Source organism: Myxococcus eversor (assembly GCF_010894455.1).
In the GTDB taxonomy this organism is placed as follows: Bacteria; Myxococcota; Myxococcia; order Myxococcales; family Myxococcaceae; genus Myxococcus; species Myxococcus eversor.
In genome coordinates this window covers 565,012-581,974 of sequence record NZ_JAAIXY010000003.1, presented here as the reverse complement: position 1 = coordinate 581,974, position 16,963 = coordinate 565,012, and the positions used below count along the sequence as shown (strand labels likewise).

The window sequence follows — 16,963 nt, the reverse complement described above, 5'->3', positions numbered from 1 at the left end:
GTGGCTGATGTCCCGCAGGGGGCAATGGAAACTGGCGGGAGCCCGGGGCCACTGACTACGGTGTGAGGAAGATGATGTCCGCCAGTGGCTCGGTTCCCCTCGTCTTCGGCCGCTATGCGGTGCTGAGCCGGCTTGCCGTGGGAGGCATGGGCGAAATCTTCCTGGCGCGTCAGGTGGGCGTCAGCGGCTTCGAGCGGGCCGTCATCCTCAAGAACCTGTTGCCGGACCTGCTGGAGCAGGAAGGCTCGCTGGAGATGTTCCTGGACGAGGCGCGCGTGGCGGGGCGCCTCAACCATCCCAACGTCGTCTCCGTGTTCGAGGTCGGCGAGTGGGAGGGAACCTTCTACATCGCCATGGAGTACATCGAAGGCGAGAACCTGGGGCGGCTGGCTCGCGCGGCGGTGCGTGCTGGCGCGGCGCTGAGTCCGGCGGTGTGCGCGGAAATCATCCGTGACGCCGCGCTCGGGTTGGACCATGCGCATCAGGCCGTGGACGCGCAGGGCGTGCCGCTGGACCTGGTCCACCGCGACATCAGTCCGCAGAACATCATGGTGCGGCTGGATGGCGTGACGAAGGTGGTGGACTTCGGCGTGGCCAAGGCGAGCAACCGCTCCACCCGCACGCGCACCGGCATCCTCAAGGGCAAGCTGCGCTACATGTCGCCCGAGCAGGTGCGAAACCAGCCGCTCGACGGACGCAGCGACCAGTATGCGCTCGGCGTGGTGTTGTGGGAGCTGGTGACGCACCGGCCGCTGGTGGAGACGGACAATCCCGCGGAGGCGATGCGGCGTGTCGCGCTGACTCCCGCGCTCAAGCCGTCGATGCTCGTCGACGGCGTCTCCCCGCTCTTGGACAACATCATCCTGCGCATGCTGGCCAAGCCGCGCGAGCAGCGCTTCGAGCGTTGCGCCGACGTGGCCCGCGCGCTCCAGCAGTACCTGGATGAGAGCCCCCGAAAGTCCGAGGACGGCGTCGCCGCGACGACCGAGCGCCTGGTGGGCGAGTTGGTCCGCGCGAGGATGCGCGAGTCGAGCGTGGGCCTCGGCAGTCTCTTGCCGCGTGCGGCGGGCTCCAGCGTGACGTGCCCCCGGTGCGGCCAGTCCACCAGCGGCACCAGTCGCTTCTGTCCTCACTGCGGCAGCGCGCTCAACACTCCCTCCGGGCCCCAGACGCGAAGCAGGCTCACCGGAATGGCGGCGCCCGTCTCGGAGGTGTCCGAGGTCACCTCCGGACACCTCATCGACGCGGAGGCTCCTCCAACCGAACTGCACGTCCCCACCGCCACCGCGCCGACACCGCAGGCCCAGGGGCTCGACGCCGCGTCTCCGGATGCCACGGTGAGGATGCGAGGGCGAGAGGCGGGCGCGCTCCGGCGCAAGCTCGTCATCGTCACGGTGGAGGTGGAGGGCGCGGAGGCGCTGCGGCAAGCGCTGGGGCCGGAGGAGGGCATGGAGGCGGTGGGGCAGCTTCTCGACCTCGTCGCCTCCATCGCCGAGCGACACGAGGCGGAGGTGGTGCAGCTCACCGAGTCCCGCTGGAGCCTCGCCTTCGGCCTGCCGGTGTCGCGTCGCGACGACCCGCTGCGCGCGGTGCGCTGTGTCCTGGAGTTGCTGCGCGCGGTGGAGACCCTGGGGTTGACTCCCTCGCCTGTGTCTCGGGCGGGCCTGGAGTTCGACGCGGTGCTGGTGAGTGGCGGCGGTGGGCGCGTGCCCTGGCGGGTGACGGGCGCGGGGCTGGAGCGGTCCGCCGCGCTGGCGCAGGCGGCGTCACCAGGCGAGGTGCTCGCGGGAGCGGCGGCGAAGGCGCTGCTGGAGGAAGGGGTTCGCTTCGGCGCGGAGCGAACGCTGTCGTCGGGCGCGGCGTGGCGCGTGGAGGCCCTGGGCGGCGTGGTGCGTGGAGTGCCCTTCGTGGGGCGCTCGGACGCGCTGGCGGCGGCGCGGGCCGTGGTGGACTCGGTGCGAGCGGGGCAGGGAGGCGCCAGGCTCTTCGCGGGTGCGGCCGGCGTGGGCAAGAGCCGACTGCTGGAGGCCGTGGCGGAGAGCGCGTCCCACGTGGCTTCGCTGCGCGTGGTGCGGACCAGCGCGGAGGACCTGCGCGGCGCGGGGGCGATGGGCTTGATGCGCTCGGTGCTCACGGGACTGGCGCGCGCGTTGGGTCCGGTCCCGGAGGGCGCGCCACTTCAGCCACTCGGTGCGTTGGGGCTCTCCGCGCAGGAGGTCTCCGCGCTGTGGCGGAGGCTGTCTCATGGCGGGCCGTCGGGACAGCTCCAGGCCGGAGACGCGGCGGTGACGGAGACGCTGCTGCGCGCGGCGCGTCCCGGTGGCGTGCTGCTGCTCGTGGATGATGTGCACCACGCGGACGTGGCCTCGCTGGAGCTGCTCGTGGCGCTGCTGAGCGCGCCGGGCTCGCGGGTAGGCCTGGTCGCCACGACGGCGCCTGATGTGCTTCCCGTCGCGCTCGCTCCGCTGCCGCTCTCCGCGCTGGAGGGAATGCCTCGGCCGGAGTTGCGGGCCCTGTTGGGCACTGCCTTCGGGGCGCTTCCAGGCGCGGAGGTGGAGAAGCTCGTCGTCGAGCGTGCCCAGGGCAATCCCTCCTTCGCCTTGGAGTTGATGCGCGCCCTGGTCGAGCGCGGCGCCGTGCAGCGCCTCGGTGGTTCCTGGCAGGCCACGGCGCCCCTCGGGGAAGCGACGCTGCCCGACAGCCTCGGCCTCGCGCTGGGGGCCCGCCTGGACCTGCTGCCACCGCAGCTCCAGCGCTTCCTCTCACGTGCCGCTGTCGAGGGCTCCGTCTTCTCCTCTTCGCTGGTGCGCGCGTCCCTGCCGGCAGAGGACGCCGTCGAGGACGCGGCGGAGCTGCTGGTCGCGGATGGCTGGCTCGCGGAGGTGGCGGATCGGCCGGGCTGTCTGCGCTTCACGCAGGAGCTGTCGCGTCAGGTGTTGCTGGAGCGGTTGCCGGCGAGCGCGCTGCGCCGCTCGCACCAGGAGTTGGCGGAGGCGCTGGGGCAGGACGCCTTCGCCGCCGAGCCCGCGCGCGAGGTTCGCGTGGCCGACCATCTGGTCGCCGCCGCCGCGCCCAACGCCGCCGCGGCGTGTGAGCGCGCTGGTGAGCGACTCTCCGCGCGAGGTGAGTGGCGCGCGGCCTCTGACTACTTCCGCCGGGCGATGGGAGATGCCCCGGGTGCGACGTCCACCTCGCGGCTGTGGCAGCTCGGCATGCTGACGCGAGCGTGCACGTGTCTGACGCAGGTGGACCCCACGGCCGTGGAGCCGCTCGCCGCGCCCTGGCTGGAGAAGCTGCCCGACACCGAGTCCCCCGCCGCGCGCGCGGAGGTGGTGCGCCGTGTCGCGGCCGCGGACCTGAAGCTTGGCCGTGTCGCCGCCGCCGAAGCGCGCCTGGTGGCGATTCGCACCGCCGCCGCGGCGGACCCGGAGGTCCTCGCGTGGGTGCTGGGCGAGCAGGCCCGTGCTCGCGAGGCCCGGGGGGACGTCGCCGGAGCTGTGGAATTGCTGACACAATCCTTCCAGCGCATGGGCGGGCGTCCCGCTCGCGCGTCTGACTTCTACTGGGAGCACCTCAACCTGCTGGGTCGTCTCCAGCTTCGACTCCAGCAGCCGGAGAAGGCTCGCACCAGCTTCACCCATGCCTCCGAGCAGGCTCGCGCCACGGGACATGTCGTGGGTCAGGCCCGTGCCCTCTCCAACCTCGCGGGCCTGCGAGTCCTCTCCGGGGAGCACGCGGCGGCGCTCGTCGAGCTGGAGAGAGCGCTCGTCCTGGCCGAGCAGGGGGGCGATGCCCAGGAGGCAGCGCGCATCCATTACAACGTGGGGCGGCTGCTCGGCGCGGGGGGCCGGGTCGACGAGGCACGTGAGCGATTGGAGCGGGCCCGGGAGCGCGCCCGACTCGCTGGGTGGCGCGAGGGAGAAGCCCTGGCGACCCAGGCCCTGGGGGCGTTGGGGGCCACCGCGCCTCGTCTGTGAAAGGCAACGTTCATTTGGCGGTGCTTGGATTCTGGCTTTAGTGTTCCGCCAGGAATTCAATGCATTGCCAGCCATGCCCGCTCCGACTCCCGCATCCAGAGGCCAGCCAGCGACCCCGAGTCCGGTGGGGGCGCCCGCGCTCTCGCCAGAGGAAGCCGCGACGGAGGTGGGCCACGCGCTGAACAAGGTGCTGGGCGCCTATCGCTTCTACGCGGAAGGGCATGCGGCGCTGGTGGAGGTCCAACAGCGCTTGAGTGAGGCGGTGCGCCGCTATCACGAGGTGACGAGCGAGGCGGTGGTGCTGCACGTGCGCTCCACCGTGCTGCTCCTCGGCGACGTGGTGCTGGTGGAGTCGACGTCGGCGAAGGACTCGGTGACGCGGCCGCTGTTCCTGGAGGGCGTCCAGGAGGTGTTGCTGCAGCCGGGGTTGGAGGCGGAGGAGCTGGGCGCCTTCCTGGGCATGTGGCACCGCGCGCTGCAGCGCACGCTGCCTCCGGAGTACGACTTCTACACGTGGTTCTGGGAGCACGGCTTCGAGGACATCGAGCTGGTCGTCGCGGAGGTGCCCGCGTCGACGGAGACGGGTGAGTCCGCGCAGGCCGAGGCGCAGCTGGCCGAGCGCGAGGAGCAGCTCTTCGCGGAGCTGACGCGGCGCCAGGCCTCGGGCTCCGGCCGTCGTCGTCCCGTGGGACATGACGAGTGGTTGGCGCGACTGGAGGCGGAGGTGCTGGCCCCCGTCAGCGCTCAGGACCTGGTGCGCTCGGGAGCGCCGGCCTTCGCGGGCGCCAGCGACACGGAGGTGGCGGAGCTGCGGGCCTTGCTGGAGCGCGAGCGGGGCGGCGAAGGCGTGCACGAGCGGGGCCTGTGGGTGGTGTGGGGTCTGCTCGCGGTGTGCCAGGAGGAGGAGCGCGGAGAGCTCCTGGCGTGGATGGAGGAGCTGCTCTCCGGGCTCGTCTCGCATGGCCGCTGGGCGGAGCTGTCGCAGGTGGTGCAGGGCATGACGAAGGATGCCCGGGCCGCCGGGGCGCGCGCGCCGGACCTCTATGCCGTCACGCGGCTGTTCTTCCGGGAGAAGATGCGCTTCGCGCTGGCGCAGGCCGCCGCCCAGCCGGGCGTGCTGCTGCGGGTGTTGGAGCTGTTGAGCGCGTTGCCGCGTGACACGCTCCAGGGCGCCACGGACCTGCTCTTCGAATTGGCCTCGCCCGAGGCCCGAGGGGCGCTGGCGAAGCTGCTCGTGCGCCGGGGAATCTCGCTGAGCGTGCTGGTGACGCGGGCCTCGTCGCTGGGTGAGGCGGACCTGGACTGGGTGCAGTTCCTGCGCGAGGGAGGGCCCGAGGCGATGCCCCTGACGGCGGCGCTGCTGGGCCATCCCAAACCGGAGGTGCGCGCGTCGCTGCTGTCCCGGCTGAGTCCTCGGGACGTGGAGGTCCAGCGCTCGCCGCTCCTGAAGCTGCTGGCGGACCCGGCGGCGGGGGTGCGCGGCGCGGCGCTGGTGTTGCTGGTGCGCCATGGCGTGGAGGCCGCGGTGGGGCCGCTGGTGTCCCGGCTCGACGCGAAGATGGAGGCTCGCGAACGCATGGCGGTGCTGCGCGCGCTCGCGGACCTGGGCGGGCCCATCGCTGGCGCGGCGTTGCGCTCCGCCTTCGAGCGAGAACTGGACACCGAGCTGAAGGCGCACTGCGCGCGCTGCATCGGCATCCTCGGAGACCCGAGGGCCCGGCCGTTGCTGGAGGCGGTGGCGAACAAGCTCTTCGCGCCGCGCAACTTGAAGCAGGCGTGTCGGGAAGCGCTGGCGCAGCTGGCCCCGGTGGGCTGAAGCCACGGACGAGACGTCGGGGGAACGCGGAGACATGGCGACGGCGACGACACGGGAGGACGCGGCACTGGTGGGGCCGAGGCTCATGGGCCTCGTCGTACGGTGTCTGAACACGGTGTCCCTGCACGACGTGGACAACGCGGGCGTGAAGGAGGCACTCGAGGAGCTGGGCACGCTGCTGGACGCGGAGCTGCGGGGACAGAAGTCCGTGGAGCTGCAGTGCGTGGGCGGAATCCCGTTCCTCAATGGCTCGAGGATGAAGCTGGGCGAGGAACATCTGGAGATGGCCGTCTCGCTGAGGCGCTATCTGGAGCACCTCCAGGTGCAGGAGATTTCGTTCGGCTCGGGGCTGCGTCGCGAGCACCTGCGCGCCTTCCTCGTCGCGTTCCAGAAGCACCGGCGCGCGCAGAAGCCCCAGGCCATCCTCCAGGAGAAGCTGGGGCCCATCCGCCTGCGCGACGTGTTGTCCTCCACGCACGTCCTGACGCCGCGCGAGGTGATGCTGCGCTACTACGCGCGGCTCGTCGTCCTGCTCAAGCACGTCATCAGCACGGGAGGGCAGGTGCGCGTGGAGCGCTTCCGCCGCGTGCTGTTGCGGCTGGCCGAGTCTTCCGTGGGGCATGAGTCGCTCCTGGTGGGCCTCACCCGCTTTCGCCGGACGGACGTGGACGGTGGGCAGCACGGCGCGGCGGTGGCGGTGCTGGCGCTGTTGATGGCGCGTCGGATGGGGCTGTCTCGCGCGCAGCAACTGGACCTGGCCCTCAGCGGGCTGTTCCATGATTTGGGGCGGGGCACCACCACGCTCGCGCCGGAGCAGGAGTTCGACCGCGCCTCCCATGAGCTGCTGGCGCGGCGGGGGCCCTTGAAGACGGCGCTCCGGCTGTTGCAGCGTCCGCTGGACACCAGCCGGCTGGAGCGAGTCGTCGCCGCGCACGACTGTCTCCAGCCGGCCTGGAGTGGACCCGTCCAGCGTCCGGTGGGGATGGCGGGACGGCTCCTGGCGGTGCCCTGTGCCTTCGACCTGCTGACGTTCCCCGCGCCGCCTCATCCGGGGTTGGCACCGGACACGGCGCTGCGGCTCATCACCCACCGGGCCGGCACCCGGTTCGACCCGAGGGTCGTCCGCCTCTTCACCGCGGTGGCCGGCTTCTATCCGGTGGGGACGCTGGTGCGCCTGTCGGGCGGGCAGCTGGGCGTGGTGATGGATGTGCCCACGGATTCGGCGCAGGCAGCCAGACCCCGAGTCCGGGTCATCCAGGGGGCCGGGAAGACCAAGGCGGACTACGTGGTCGACCTCGCGGAGCCCGGTCAGCGGCTCAACATCGTCGCGTCCCTCGATTCCACCGAGAGTGACTTCAACGTCCCGCACTTCCTCTTCTCCTGAGGAGCCGGGCGGATACCGCCTGTCTGGACGAGTGCCTTGCGGACGGCACCGTGCGCGGAGGCGGTGAGAAGAAGGTCTCAGGGGTTCACACGTGGAGCGATGGGCGTGGTTAAAATGGGCGTCACTCCCACCCCGCTTCGTTGTCTGTCTCCGCCGCCGTGAAGACGCCGCGCCTCCTATTTCGTTCCGTCGTTGTTCTCGCGCTCGGCTTGCTGGGCGCATGTGGGCCGTCGCCCGAGTCGCTGACGTTCCAGCCGCTGGAGTCGAAGTTCCTGCGCACGCCGGGGCAGAACGTGAAGCTGGACTACACGGTCCTCGATGCCGAGGGCCAGCGCATGTCCGAGCCGAAGCTGCGGTGGACCAGCTCCGCGACGGATGTGGCGCTGGTGCAGGACGGCGTGGTGACGGTGCGCAAGTCCGGGAAGACCATCATCGGTGTGACGGGGGGCAAGGTGCGTGAGGCCCTGCCGTTGGACCTGGTCATCCTGAACTCGCTCGACGTGCGCGCGCCGGGGGCCGATTTCCTGGAGGTGGGGCGCACCATCAAGATGCGCGTGGTGGCGCGCAATGAGCAGGGCGCGTCGCTTCAGGACGTCACACCGGAGTTCCGCTCGTCGGACGAAACGGTGGCGCGGGTGGAGGACGGGCAGGTGGTGGCGGTGAAGCCCGGCTCGGCCACGGTGAGCGCCAACCTGGGGCACCTGGCTCGACACCTCGCTGTCCAGGTGGTGCCGGCGGACTTCGCGCGTCTGGGGCTCAACCTCACCCACCATCAGTTCGCGCGTCCGGGTCAGTCGGTGTTGCTCCTGGCGCGGGCCTTCAACCGCAACGGCGCGGTGCTCGACAGTGTGCCGCTGGAGTGGTTCTCGTCGGATGCCGCCGTGGTGTCGGTGTCCAAGGACGGCCGGGTGACGGCGGTGGGCTCGGGTCGCGCCGTAGTCTCCGTCGTCGCGGGCCGCCGCCGCTCCGCCGCGGAGTTCGTCGTTCCGTAGTGGCGGTGAGGTGCCTGCTTCGGTGGTGCGGGCCGCTGCTTACGCCTGTGGGTTGAAGGCGCCGCGCCTGAGGCTCTGGCGGGGTGCGCGGACGATGCTTCCTTGAGACCCGGCACCACGCTGAGGATGTCTCAGCGCGGCAAGCCGCAAACGCTGCCTGGTGGGCGCAATGCGCCGCACTGAGAACATCAGTGCGGCGAGCCGAGGACGCTGCCTGAAGACCGCGCCTACGGCTTCGGCGCGGGACTGGCCTTCGGACCCGGTGCCTTCGTCCGCGAGGGGCGCTTGCCCTTCTTGTCGGACGGGTCCTCGGGGCAGGGCGGACGTGGGCCCTCGCTGGGCGGTTGGATGGTGAACTCGACGCGGCGGTTGAGCGCCATGCCTTCTTCCGTCGCGTTGTCGGACAGCGGCCGGCTGCGGCCGAAGCCCTGTGAGCACACCCGCTCCGCCGCCACGCCGCTCTGGACGAGGAAGCGCATCACGCTGGACGCACGCCGACGCGACAGCTCCAGGTTGTACGCATCACTCGCGCGAGCGTCCGTGTGGCCCTCCACCAGCACCCGGTCCATCTCCGGGTTCTCATTCATCACCCGGGCGACCTCCTCCAGAATCGGGAAGGACTCGGAGAGGATGACGTCCTGGTCCGTGGCGAAGTTCACCTGCTCCAGGATGACAATCTTGTTCCCGTCGCGGCGCGCGAGCGGACATCCATCGCGGCCCCGGCTTCCGGCCGGCTGGTCCGGGCACCTGTCGAGCCGGTCCACCGTACCGTCGCCGTCGCGGTCCGTGTCCGGGCAGCCCGCGTTCTCCACGGGGCCGGCCACATCCGGGCACTTGTCGCCCACGCCAATCACCGAGTCGCCATCCGGGTCCACCAGAGGAGGAGGAGGCGGCGCCGGCTCGGGCGGCTCCTTGAAGCGCTCCAGCGCCTCCCACTCGCGCGTCTTCGCTGGAATCCAGATGATGGACGTGAAGAAGCTCAGCGTGGGCGACGCGAGCGAGCATCCACAGCCCGCGCCTCCGCCGAAGGTGAACGTCACGCCGGTGGAGCTGTACCAGCGCAGGCCGATGAGCAGCTCCGCGGGAACCTGCCGCTCCGTCCCAGGCGCCTTCTTCAGTCCCACCGCGCCGTTCACCATGGCGAGCGCGGTGATGCCGCTGCCTCGGAGGATGGGCACCTCGGTGCCCAGGCCAAAGGGCGCCATGTCCCCCAGCGCCACGCCGTCGAACACGCGGTCCGGCCGCTTCCAGAAGCCGCCGTTGAACGCCAGCAGGATGCCGTTGCCGAAGCGGTAGTCGAGCACGAGCCCGGGGGCCCACGTCAGCTCGCCGTCTCCAGCGAACGCGTCCTGCGCGCCCGTGGGGAAGGACACGTTGAGCGTCAGCGCGGCGCCCCAGCCCTTGCCCTCGGCGGGACGGCGAAGACCCGGGATGGCCACCTTGCCGGAGAGGCGCAGGTCCCCGAGCACGAAGCTCTCCACGCTTCCCTCGGTGCCGATGACCTCCAGGTTCTGTCCGCCCTGCGCGAGGATGAGCGGCAGGTCCACGCCAATCTCGCCCCAGTCGAACAGGCCCACCATGACCATGACGTCGAGCTGGAGGCGGTTGCCGACCAGGCTGATCTTCTCGAGGTCTCCTCCCTCGGGCACCAGCGTGAGCGGGTTGAGCGAGTAGCTGAAGTACGGGCCGAAGGCCACGGACATGTGGGACAGCGGCCGGGACTGGGTGACGACGACCAGGTCCTGCGGCGCCGCGGACGGGCGGAACAACTGCACGTCGAAGCGGGCGTCCGGCTGTGCGGAGGCGACACTGGCCCCTCCGAGCGCCAGGAGGAGGAGCGGGAGGTGGAAGGGTTTCATCGGACGCGGCGCTGGGAGCGGAGGAGCAGGAGGCCCGCGGCGAGCAGGACGAGGATGGTGGCGCTGCCGGCCGGAGTGGCATCGGCGGCGGTGCCGCAGCAGAAGGCGCCGCCCTGCGGGTCGGTGCCGGGCTTGCGTCGGCCGCGCTCGCATTCCTGCGTCTTGGCCGAGCAGTGCTGCACGCCGAGGCAGTCGCCGCTGTCCTCGCACGAGGAGGAGCAGGTGTTGTTGGTGAGGTCGCAGGTGCCGCCGCAGGGGCAGTGCGCATCGGCGAAGCACTGGACGCAGGCTTCACCGTCGCAGACGAGGCCCGCGTCACACGTCACCGCGCAGGCGCCGGCGTTCTCACAGGTGCGAGTCGTCGCATTGCACTGGCCGCTGCCGCAGTCCTCATTGCTCCGGCAGCCGACGCAGGTGCTGTTCTGGACCGAGCCGTCCGACAGACAGAAGGGCGCGTCCGTCTCGCAGGCCTCGCAGCGCGAGCCGCAGTGACGGTCGGTGGTGCAGGAGCTGCACTCGCCGCTGAGACAGAACTGGCCGTCGCTACATTCCAGGTCGGTGCGGCACTGAACGCAGACCTCGCCGTCGAGGCAGAAGGGGCGCTCACCGGGGCACTTGGCGCAGGCGGGGCCGCAGGCGTCGGCGGTGTTGCACTCGGGCAGCGTGGTGACGCAGGTGCCGTTGAGAGGATCGCACTTCTGGCCCTCGCCGCACTGGGCATCGGTGGTGCACTCGACGCAGGAGGGCGAGCCACCGGGCGTCAGCGCCGCGCACTGGGTTCCATTGGGGCAGCAGTTGCAGGAGTTGCCAGCGCAGGAGTCATTGGTGGCGCAGGGGAGGCACTGGTTGTTGGTGCAGACCTCGCCACGCTCGCACTGCGAATCGTCGTTGCACTCACGGCACTGGTGGATGTCGGTCGCGCAGACCTGGCCATTGGGGCAGTGCTCGTCGTCGGTGCAGGGGACGCAGGTGGCGGTGGGCTCGTCGCACACGGCGCCCGGGCAGTCCGCGTCGTCGTTGCAACCCGAGCACTGGTTCGTCCCGAGGTCACAGCGGCCGGTGGACGGACAGTCCTCGTCGTCGTTGCAGCCACGGCAGGTGTTGTCGCTCAAGTCGCAGCGGCCGTTGGGGCAGTCGTCATCGCCGTTGCAGCCACGGCAGGTGTTGTCACTCAAGTCACAGCGGCCGTTGGGGCACTGGCCATCATCCGTGCACTGCACGCATTGCGTGTTGCCGTTGATGTTGGCGCAGTAGGGCGAGGACTGACCGCAGGGCGAGCAGGAAGAGCCGCAGAAGAGGGCGGAGTCACAGGGCGCGCACAGGGCCGCGGCGTTGCAGTGGAAGTAGGAGGCACAGCCGCCGTTGTTGGGGGAGTTGACGTTGGCGCGGCTGCACTGCTCGCAGCGGTTGGGGTCCGTCGAGAAGGAGGGGAGGCCGTTCTCCGTCTGGAAGAACTGCGCGGGCTGGAGCAACTGGAAGCCGGAGCTGTACAGGTTGATGATCGGCGGCTGGTTGGCGGCGCGCTCGAAGTCCGTGAAGGCCCCTTGGCGCATCGACAGCTCAAGGGCTGCGTGCTCACTGACCTGCGCGTAGATGATCTCCACGGCGTAGAGGCCTGCGGCGGCGAACGTGACGGAGTTCGTGGTCCGCCACGTCGGCAACCCGAGCTGGGGCGGCCGGTTGATGACGGTATAGGACTGCACCCGGTCATAGATGACGAGGCTGACGGCATCGTCCACGTAGAAGCCGAGATGCAGCGGCTGACCTACGGAGTCGCTCTTGATGTTCAGGTAACCGCGGAAGCGTGAGACGAACGGCGTGAACGCGTCGCCATCGTTGATGACGTTGAAGCTACATCCACCCGTGGAGCACCCAGGCGAAGGGACTGCATTCAGGAAGTCGCCGTAGCTCAGCGTGCGGCCGTCGTTGAGGTTGTTGGACAGGTCGAAGTCCGTCCGCAACACGGTCGTGACGCGGTTCTGCTTGCTGACGGGTTCCTCGATGTACCCATTGATGACGTCGAGGTACGTGCCGCGCGTCTGCGGGAACTCATTGGCGTTTCGCGTCCACACGTTGGAGGCGACGCACATGCCTTGCCCGGCTCCGCTCAGCGCGGGGGCAATCGGAGGGCCGGCGACGATGACGTCTGCGAGCTTCTGTCCCCGTGCGGGGGAAGCCACAAGGCACACGGCCAGGGAAGCGAGCGCGAATCGCGCGATGCGGAACAAGGGGGATTTCAAGGCGGCGCCAGCATGCGGGAAGCCCCTGACAAACTCAATTCTCAGGCCATCTGGGCGTCAGACGCGCTTGGTGACGTGGCACGTCGGGCTTCTGACGGCAAACCCGTACCCCTGTCGACACACGGCTATATCAGTTATCCGGAACAGCTCGGAAAGCCCGTCCTCATGGCGTGTGCGCGGGACTCCTACGAGACGCGGGACGTCATTCCAGTCACCCCGGAGACCGACCTGCTGAATCTCGTCACCGCACTCATGCGCGGCGGCAGGCCGCGTCACCGTCCTGGGAGCGGATGAACGCGGCGGTCAGCTCGGTTCCCACGGCGGCGCCCAGCACCTCGTACGTGCGCCGACGCGCTCCGCCGACGACCGAGGGCTGATGCGTGAGCGACTCCGGGTGTCGCACGAAGATGTTGTAGCCGACGATGCAGCCATCCGCGCGCAGCACGGTGATTCCGTCCGTCGCCATCATCCCGCGCAGCAACTGCCCGGTGGCGCGCACCGCCGTGGCCGCCGCGTCGGTGGGGTCCGCGTGATAGCGGTCCAGCAGCGCCACGATATCCAGCGGGCGCGGCAGGATGATGCCGTCCACGAAGAGCGTGGAGCCCGCGCGCTCCCGGGGCAGCACCGCCACCAGGGCCCCATGGGACGACTGCATCACTTCGAAGAGCACCCGCCGGAAGAACCCCCGCGCTCGCTCCAGGCTGGCGCTCGCCACGCCGTCGGTGATGGCCTCCGCCAGCTCGTTCAGCACCGCGGGAGGCGAAGCGCCCTCCACGCGAGCACCTGACAGGTACACGTGCCGGCACAGCCCGCCGCCCGCGCGCAGCTCCAGCATGTTGTCCGCGAGCTGGAGCACGCCCACCACACCCGCCTGAGGCTCCTCCGTCCGTCGCAGCCGCTCCAGCGGTGACTCCGCGAGCGGAAACGGGTCCGTGCGGAACACGCCGTAGGCGAAACCCTCCGGCACCCTCAGCAGATACAGCGCCCACCACCGGCCCTGTCCCAGCGGCGCGCACTGCTTGAGCGCCCGCTGGACGGTGGCCCGCGAACGAGGCCCGATTCCGATGGCGATGGGGTCATGCCCGCCCAGCAGCGCGAGCATCTGCCCCAGGTCGTCCCCGATGAACGCCATGGGGAACAGGGGCGCGCCTTCCTCGCGGTAGCGCGACAGCGTGACGATGAGCTCGCCGAGGGAGTCGGCCGTCTGCGCGCACGTCATCCCCGCTTCGTCCAGGAACGTACTGACAGCGTCGGTCAGCAGGTGGCGGAAGGAAAGGACGGGAGGTGGGGAGCCCGGTGCGCCGGAGTCCGAGCCATTCATGACGCTCCCAGCATGGCGCATTGTCGCCGCACACGCACGGGCCGAATATCGACCATCCTGATGGTCCGCGTGACCTCGCCTCGATGTCTCGGTGCGTACGCCTCACCGCTCACGGGGACGGGAAGACGACGGCTCGCCTCCCCGCCAGCCGTCAGGACAGCTCGGCTCGCGTCGCTTCCAGCCGCGCGGCGGTCCGGTTCCAATCCTCCGCCAGCCCGTCCAGTTGACCCAGCACGTCCGAGAAGAATCTCTTCTCCAGCGCATGGGCCAGCGTGGTGCCGTGGGCATCCGCCCACTTCCGGGTGACGCGGGCGCGCACCTGGGCACCCAGCAGGTCCACGAAGCGCTCCATCAGGGGCGTGGACAACAAGGTGCCCGCCCACACCACCGCGTCATGACCGAATCCACCCGTGGCCACCGTCACCACCGCCGCCGCGCCGGACGGCACTGAGTACACCAGCGTCGTCAGCGCCTGGAGCAGCTCCTCGCGCATGCCGCCCTGCAGCTCACCCGCCACCAATTCGCGGCAATAGGCGTACAGCGTGGCGCGGTCCGCCGAGTGGGCATGCAGGGACTCGAAGCCCAGCGGCTCCTCCAGCTTCGCCAGCGTCACGGGCCCGAAGGCCTCGGCCAGCTTCTCGCGCGTCTCGGCGTCTCCCCGCCACGCGGCGACTTCCGGCGCGAAGGCATCCACCAGCCGCCGCACCCCATCCGTCATCGTCGCGTCCACCGCGCGCGTGGGCGTCTCCGAGCCCTCCGGCTCAGGGCCCGTGAAGGACTGGCGCACCTTGCGACTCACGTACGTGAGCGCCGTGGCCAGCCCCCGGAAGGGCAGCCGCACCCACTTGTGGAACTGGCTGCGCGCATCCAGTTCATCGCGGAAGGCGTCGATGAGGATGTCCGCGGGCACCGCCTTGAGCGCCGCCGCGCTGCCCACGCCGTCCAGCTCGTGCCGCAGTCGCTGTCGCAGCCGCTCCGGCTCGCTCGCCGCGCGAGTGGACGCGCGCGCCACCGCCTCCAGCTCCGCGCGAGCGTCCGCGAGTGACGCCTCCAGCGCCCGGGCCTTCAACTCCCGCGCGTGTTCGGCCTCTCCCAGAAGCGAGTTGAGCGGAGGCCGCCCATCCAGCGGCTCCGTCGCGAGGGGACGCAGGCCCGCCTCGACGTCTGGCTGGTGCGGCGCCAGGTAGCGCGCGAGCGGTGGATGACCCACGTCGGAGGCCAACTTGTCCAGGTGCCCGCGCGCCACCTCCTCGCGAGACGCCTCGTTGTAGACGAGCAGGTACGGCCGGCCATGTCCCACCGCGGCGCGCAGGAAGTCCACCAGCGCCGCGTTCTGGTACGTCTGCCGGCTCACCACGAATACGAGCACGTCCACGGTGACGAGCAGCGCCTCCGCGCGCTCGCGATTCTCCCGGTACACGCTGTCGAAGTCCGGCGTGTCCATGACGAGCAACCCGCGAGGCACCGCGTCCGCGAGCACCAGGTACAGCCGCCCCGCCGGCCCCGGCTGGTCCACGGGCGCCAGCTCCCCCGGAGCGACGGGCACCGTGTCATAGCGGCGGGTGAGGAAGTCCTTCAGCGCCCCCGTCCATGTCTCCGGGTGGGCCGCCGCGAGGCACTGCTTCGTCAGTCCTCCCTCGGGCCTCGCGGGCGACAGCGGCGCGCCCACCAGCGCGTTGAACAGGGTGGACTTGCCCACGTTGTTGGGGCCGGCGATGGCCACCAGCAGCAGGGGCGCGTCGGCGGAGCCCAGGCGGGGGAGCAGGTCCCTGCGCAGCCGCTCGGCCAGACGACGGGCCAGGTCCGCGTCCGTGCCTTCCGGGAAGCGCTCGGGGGCGGGCAGGGCATCCAGGGCGGACGCGAGGGACTCGCGCAGGCTGTAGGGGTCTCTCGTCATCGGAGGTTCACTCACACCAGAGCATGTGCGGGGACGGGTTCCCAGTTGCTTGCGAGGTGGATGTCGCTGGGGGACAGAGTGGCGGTGGCGCGGTAGGGTCCCCCGCCATGCGCACCCACGCCGCCTGCCTGTTGTTGCTGGGGCTCGTTGCCTGCACCGCCGCGAACACGAACACCCCCGTGTCCGCGGACGCGACGCACGCCGGAGCTCCCCTGCCGTTCATCGAGGATGACTACGCTCGCGCCATCGCCGAGGCGAAGTCGAAGGGCATCCCCCTCTTCGTCGATGTCTGGGCGCCGTGGTGTCACACCTGTCGCTCCATGAAGGCGTATGTCCTGTCGGACAAGTCGCTGGCCCGCCACGCCGACCGCTACGTCTGGTTGGAGGTGAACACCGACCTGACCCAGAACGCGGCCTTCCAGGAGAAGTTCCCCATCGAGTTCTGGCCCACGCTGTACGTCATCGACCCGCGCGAGGAGAAGCCGCTCCTGCGCTTCGCCGGCAGCGCCACGGTGGAGCAGCTCGTGAAGCTCTTCGAGGACGGTGAGCGCGCCTACAAGGGTGGCATCACCGGCGCGGAGGCGCTCTTGGCGCGCGGTGACGCGCTCTATGGCGAGGGGCGCTCGGCGGAGGCGGCGGAGACGCTGACGGAGGCCCTGGCCGAGGCGCCCGCGGACTGGAACCGCCGGGGCCGTGCCGTGGAGTCGCTGATGACGGCGATGTATGGAGCGCAGCAGGTGGAGCCGTGCGCGAAGAAGGCGCTGGAGCTGCTGCCGGGCACGCCGCGCTCGCTGTCGTGGGCCAACGCCTCGATGATGGGCCTGATGTGCGCGCTGTCGATTCCGGACCAGGCCGCGAGCAAGGAGCTGCGCACGGCCCTGGAGGCCAAGGTGGTCGAGGCCATGGGGCCTCCGGTCATCGAGATGACGGCGGATGACCGCTCCGGCCTCTACGAGATGCGGGTGGGCGCGCGCGAGGCGGAGAAGGACGAGGCCGGCGTGAAGGCCCTCGCGGGCGAGTGGCTGGCGTTCCTGGAGGCCGAGGCCGCCAAGGCACCCAACCCCGAGGCGCGCGCCGTCTTCGACTCGCACCGCATGTCGGCGGCGATGAAGCTGGGCACGCCCGAGCGTGCCGTGGCCGCGCTGGAGCAGAGCGAGAAGGACCTGCCCCAGGACTACAACCCGCCCGCGAGGCTGGCCACGCTGTACCGGCTGCAGGGACGCCTGGATGACGCGCTCGCGGCGAGTGACCGTGCGCTGGAGCGCGTGAAGGGCGCCCGCCGCATCAACGTGCTGTCCAACCGCGTCGACATCCACGTCGCGCGCAAGGATGTCGCCAGCGCCACGAAGACGGTGGAGGACGCCGTCGCTTATGCCAAGACGCTGCCGGCCTCGCAGGTGTCGCCGCGCATGATGAAGGGCCTGGAGAAGAAGCTCGCCGGGCTCCAGGCGGAAGCGCAGCCCGCGCCGAGGTAGCC

The 16,963-nt window shown here is 70.6% G+C and carries 9 protein-coding genes; 5 read left to right on the top strand and 4 right to left on the bottom strand.

The annotated features are described in order from the left end of the window. The first annotated feature begins 71 nt into the window (after positions 1–71). The 4 genes from G4D83_RS09210 (at position 72) to G4D83_RS09195 (ending at position 8,169) form a co-directional block, all read left to right on the top strand. On the top strand, positions 72–3,977 hold the full coding sequence (locus G4D83_RS09210; RefSeq protein ID WP_163864300.1) for a serine/threonine-protein kinase: 3,906 nt from the start codon (positions 72–74) through the stop codon (positions 3,975–3,977). 166 nt (positions 3,978–4,143) lie between these two features. Then, positions 4,144–5,793: a HEAT repeat domain-containing protein gene (locus G4D83_RS09205; protein ID WP_163864299.1), complete on the top strand. Its 1,650-nt coding sequence runs from the start codon at positions 4,144–4,146 to the stop codon at positions 5,791–5,793. Positions 5,794–5,827: 34 nt separating this feature from the next. Then, positions 5,828–7,177, top strand: a complete 1,350-nt coding sequence (locus G4D83_RS09200; RefSeq protein WP_163864298.1) for an HD-GYP domain-containing protein — start codon at positions 5,828–5,830, stop codon at positions 7,175–7,177. Positions 7,178–7,386: 209 nt separating this feature from the next. Then, positions 7,387–8,169, top strand: coding sequence for an Ig-like domain-containing protein (locus G4D83_RS09195; protein ID WP_240356226.1), 783 nt, complete (start codon positions 7,387–7,389; stop codon positions 8,167–8,169). Positions 8,170–8,396: 227 nt separating this feature from the next. Here G4D83_RS09195 and traB read toward each other — a convergent pair whose 3' ends face one another. The 4 genes from traB to G4D83_RS09175 form a co-directional block, all read right to left on the bottom strand. Continuing rightward, entirely contained in the window at positions 8,397–10,028 is a 1,632-nt protein-coding gene (traB, locus tag G4D83_RS09190; RefSeq protein ID WP_163864296.1) for an outer membrane exchange protein TraB, read from the bottom strand. Then, complete coding sequence (gene traA, locus G4D83_RS09185) at positions 10,025–12,268, bottom strand: outer membrane exchange protein TraA family protein (RefSeq protein WP_163864295.1); 2,244 nt, start codon at positions 12,266–12,268, stop codon at positions 10,025–10,027. Before traA ends, traB begins: the two co-directional genes overlap by 4 nt. Positions 12,269–12,518: 250 nt before the next feature. Next, entirely contained in the window at positions 12,519–13,589 is a 1,071-nt protein-coding gene (locus G4D83_RS09180) for a hypothetical protein (RefSeq protein ID WP_176433324.1), read from the bottom strand. 151 nt (positions 13,590–13,740) lie between these two features. Continuing rightward, positions 13,741–15,486 carry a GTPase domain-containing protein gene (locus G4D83_RS09175; protein ID WP_163864293.1) on the bottom strand — a complete coding sequence of 582 codons (1,746 nt, stop codon included), beginning with the start codon at positions 15,484–15,486 and terminating at the stop codon, positions 13,741–13,743. Between the two features lie 107 nt (positions 15,487–15,593). Between G4D83_RS09175 and G4D83_RS09170 the strand changes: the two genes are divergently transcribed. Further along, the gene (locus tag G4D83_RS09170; protein WP_163864292.1) at positions 15,594–16,961 is read left to right on the top strand and encodes a thioredoxin family protein; all 1,368 of its coding nucleotides are present in this window, start codon (positions 15,594–15,596) and stop codon (positions 16,959–16,961) included. The last annotated feature ends 2 nt before the right edge of the window (positions 16,962–16,963 follow it).

What these genes read in the sequence shown, in the direction of transcription:
- G4D83_RS09200 (WP_163864298.1), top strand. Translation starts at nt 5,828, where the DNA reads ATGGCGACGGCGACGACACGGGAGGACGCGGCACTGGTGGGGCCGAGG.
- G4D83_RS09170 (WP_163864292.1), top strand. Translation starts at nt 15,594, where the DNA reads ATGCGCACCCACGCCGCCTGCCTGTTGTTGCTGGGGCTCGTTGCCTGC.
- G4D83_RS09175 (WP_163864293.1), bottom strand. Translation starts at nt 15,486, where the DNA reads ATGACGAGAGACCCCTACAGCCTGCGCGAGTCCCTCGCGTCCGCCCTG.
- G4D83_RS09210 (WP_163864300.1), top strand. Translation starts at nt 72, where the DNA reads ATGATGTCCGCCAGTGGCTCGGTTCCCCTCGTCTTCGGCCGCTATGCG.
- G4D83_RS09180 (WP_176433324.1), bottom strand. Translation starts at nt 13,589, where the DNA reads ATGAATGGCTCGGACTCCGGCGCACCGGGCTCCCCACCTCCCGTCCTT.
- traB (WP_163864296.1), bottom strand. Translation starts at nt 10,028, where the DNA reads ATGAAACCCTTCCACCTCCCGCTCCTCCTCCTGGCGCTCGGAGGGGCC.